5 protein-coding genes and 1 pseudogene are annotated in these 2,785 nt (G+C 38.7%); 4 read left to right on the forward strand and 2 right to left on the reverse strand.

Translation table 11 applies throughout. From position 1 onward, the window contains the following. Positions 1-190: 190 nt before the first annotated feature. Positions 191-775, reverse strand: coding sequence for a recombinase family protein (locus tag FD07_RS11725; RefSeq protein WP_020090541.1), 585 nt, complete (start codon positions 773-775; stop codon positions 191-193). Positions 776-964: 189 nt separating this feature from the next. On the opposite strand from FD07_RS11725, the pseudogene FD07_RS11730 reads away from it, so the two are divergent. From FD07_RS11730 to FD07_RS11740, 4 genes and pseudogenes are all read left to right on the forward strand, one after another. Beyond that, positions 965-1,273 (forward strand): annotated as a pseudogene (locus FD07_RS11730) (Asp23/Gls24 family envelope stress response protein); the annotation flags it as partial. Between the two features lie 14 nt (positions 1,274-1,287). Beyond that, positions 1,288-1,539 (forward strand): GlsB/YeaQ/YmgE family stress response membrane protein, encoded by a 252-nt coding sequence (locus tag FD07_RS11735; RefSeq protein ID WP_003680323.1) that lies wholly within the window; start codon positions 1,288-1,290, stop codon positions 1,537-1,539. An 11-nt stretch (positions 1,540-1,550) separates the two neighbouring features. Next, positions 1,551-1,691, forward strand: a complete 141-nt coding sequence (locus FD07_RS12505; RefSeq protein ID WP_003681696.1) for a hypothetical protein — start codon at positions 1,551-1,553, stop codon at positions 1,689-1,691. 197 nt (positions 1,692-1,888) lie between these two features. Next, a complete protein-coding gene (locus FD07_RS11740) occupies positions 1,889-2,104 on the forward strand; it encodes a CsbD family protein (protein WP_003680381.1) in 216 nt (71 codons plus the stop codon). Positions 2,105-2,565: 461 nt separating this feature from the next. Here the strand turns inward: FD07_RS11740 and FD07_RS12465 are convergent. Beyond that, positions 2,566-2,785: hypothetical protein (locus FD07_RS12465; RefSeq protein WP_162254229.1), on the reverse strand; the 220-nt coding region annotated here is incomplete at its 5' end.

Raw genomic sequence — 2,785 nt, forward strand, 5'->3', positions numbered from 1 at the left:
GCTAACTTGATTATAAAATTCGCCAATATTATTTTAATTAAAAAACCTCAATTTTTAAGGTAATCATTTTTGATTTTAATTTGAAGTAACAATATTCGAAGAGTTGTCATTTTTCTTGGTCATTTCTCGGATTTTAGTGGAGTTAGAAGTTTCAAGTGGTCCGCTCTGCTATGATTCTCTCATGTAAACATCATCTTTGTATATTGAATTTCTTTCGATATCTGATAAAGGTCGTCCGTTTAATCCCTGTATTACGGGCAACATCTACATCACTCATACCCGTTTGATAAAGCTTAAAAGCGTGTTGCAAACGGGGATCATCTTTGGCATATTGGGGTTTGCGCCCATGATATTTACCCTGCTGCTTAGCTAAGGCAATCCCTTGTTGCTGGCGCTCAATGATTCGCTTACGTTCACTTTCGGCCTGATACTTATAGAGTTCAATAATCAAGTTGGTCATCAGTTGACGTAAATTTGGGTCAGCAATCCCGGTCATGGACGGCAAATTTAACACATCTAGGGTGGCGCCCCTATTTTGAAGGATGTTCATGATTTTAGTTAAATCCTGATTGTTTCTGCCTAAGCGATCTAATTCAGTGACCAGGACAATATCACCCTCACGAATATAGGCCAGCATTTTTTGCAGTTCTGGCCGATTAGTGTTAGCCCCACTTAATTTATCCGTAAATAATTTATCAACGTCTTTTAAAGCCGCTAACTGTCGATCTAAATGTTGCTCCTTGGAACTCACACGCGCATAACCAATTTTAGCCATTTTCAGCCTTCCTTTTGGACAGTCCTAATGAACACTTTTAATGCCTAGTATAGCACAGAAACAAAAACGGCCACTAGGGTATACCCTATTGGCTAGATTGGTTTAGTCAAACAAAAATCTTAATTGGTTCCTTATAAGAGCATATAATTCCATCATCACAACTGTCCTGCTATAATTATGGTAAAGGTGGTGGATCTCGACATTGTTGCTGAATACGGCATTGATATTTCTAAACTGTATGACAAGATCAAAAATGTTATCGTTCGGGAAGTAAAGAATATGACCGAATTAGAAGTAATTGAGGTAAATGTGAATGTTGTTGATGTCAAGACAAAGGAGCAATATGAAAAAGATTCGACTTCTCTGCAAGATCGCGTGAGCGATGCCACAGACAAAACGAAGGAATCCGTCAGTAAGGGCGCAAAGAAATCGAAGGAAACATTAGGTGACAGCGTTGATAAAGTAACGTCTGACAATAAATCTAGTCGTGTTAACTAAGGGAGTGAGTAAATATGGGACTTATATGGTCATTAATCGTCGGGGCAATCATTGGTGCCATTGCTGGCGCAATCACTAACCGTGGTGCTGCTATGGGCTGGATTGCAAACATCGTAGCTGGTTTAATCGGTGCGTGGATTGGCCAAGGGCTCCTTGGCACTTGGGGCCCTTCGTTAGCTGGCATGGCATTGATACCATCGATCATCGGGGCAATTATTTTAGTTCTGATTGTTTCATTAGTTGTTGGTCGAACCAGTAAAAAGTAAGGGGGAATTTTATGGACGTCTTGAAAAGTGTATTTAAGTTTATGATTGCTTCTACGCTCATTGTAGGTGGTGTCCTCATCGGTGGCACCGTCTTGGCTGCTAAGAAAGTAGATGGCATTGGTGATACATTGCAACAAAAATTACATGGATAATTAGCCAAATTTATCTGTATTAGGCTTCTTAGAACGTAAATGATTGAGCAATTGAAGATCAGTTAATCAATATTTAAATTTGCAATCTACCTTATAAGTGTCATTCACACTATCTCTTGTAGGATCTCCTTATTAGACAAGCAAATTAAAATGTGGAATAATACTGTTGTAACAAATACATTATGGGAGGTTATATTATGAGTCTAGATGACAAAATTGATAGCACCAAAGATAAGGTAAGTGGAAAAGCTAAAGAAGTTGAAGGCAAGGTTACGAACGACAAGGCCCGCGAAGCTGAAGGTAAGGGTCAAGGTATTCTAGGTAAGGCTAAAGATAAACTGTCAGATGCCAAAGATGCTGTTAAAGATACGGTTGATAACGTAAAGGAAAAGTTAGATAAAGACGATAAATAAATTATCATTTTTAAGAAGACCAAAATCTGGTCTTCTTTTATTTTTTCACGCTTGTTACCTTGTTTTTTCTCCACACTGTAATACGCGGCTTATGTGGTCGCTGCGGCTTTTTACGTTACCACCGTCCATCTTTAAGCTGATGTTCTAAGTCACCCAAGCAACGTGTCTCTGTGCGACTGACAAGGCCAAATCTGCTATTTACCATCTGGCCCATGCCGGCCACCTCCAAATTTTGGGCAAAATAAAAACGCCACGCTATTTAGCACGACGTCTATTATCCTTACACCATCTTATCGAGCCGAGCACCCGCCTGTGCCCACTCCGGAAACTCATACCCGTATTTACTATGAATTAATCATGATATCGCCACCTCCTGACCATATGCAAAAAAAACAGTGATTAGCTGAACTTTTCGATAAATCTATTAAAAGTTTCCGTAGTCCCATTTGCAATTAGTACAACTAAAGCTTCATAGCTAATTTATCAAATTCTTGTATATCAATACCCGTTGCTCCAATTAAATCAAGAATAATCTCCTTTGCTAAGTCTTTACTATAGGAATTTAATTGTTCTGTGAAATCTGGCTCTTCACTTTCATACAGGCCATTGAGCAGTGGAATAATGTAACTATAGATATACACTATTAGTGGATATTCGGTAGATTGCAAATTTAATCCGAAT

The organism is Levilactobacillus parabrevis ATCC 53295, assembly GCF_001434055.1.
Taxonomy (GTDB): Bacteria; Bacillota; Bacilli; order Lactobacillales; family Lactobacillaceae; genus Levilactobacillus; species Levilactobacillus parabrevis.

What these genes read in the sequence shown, in the direction of transcription:
- FD07_RS11740 (WP_003680381.1), top strand. Translation starts at nt 1,889, where the DNA reads ATGAGTCTAGATGACAAAATTGATAGCACCAAAGATAAGGTAAGTGGA.
- FD07_RS11735 (WP_003680323.1), top strand. Translation starts at nt 1,288, where the DNA reads ATGGGACTTATATGGTCATTAATCGTCGGGGCAATCATTGGTGCCATT.
- FD07_RS11725 (WP_020090541.1), bottom strand. Translation starts at nt 775, where the DNA reads ATGGCTAAAATTGGTTATGCGCGTGTGAGTTCCAAGGAGCAACATTTA.
- FD07_RS12505 (WP_003681696.1), top strand. Translation starts at nt 1,551, where the DNA reads ATGGACGTCTTGAAAAGTGTATTTAAGTTTATGATTGCTTCTACGCTC.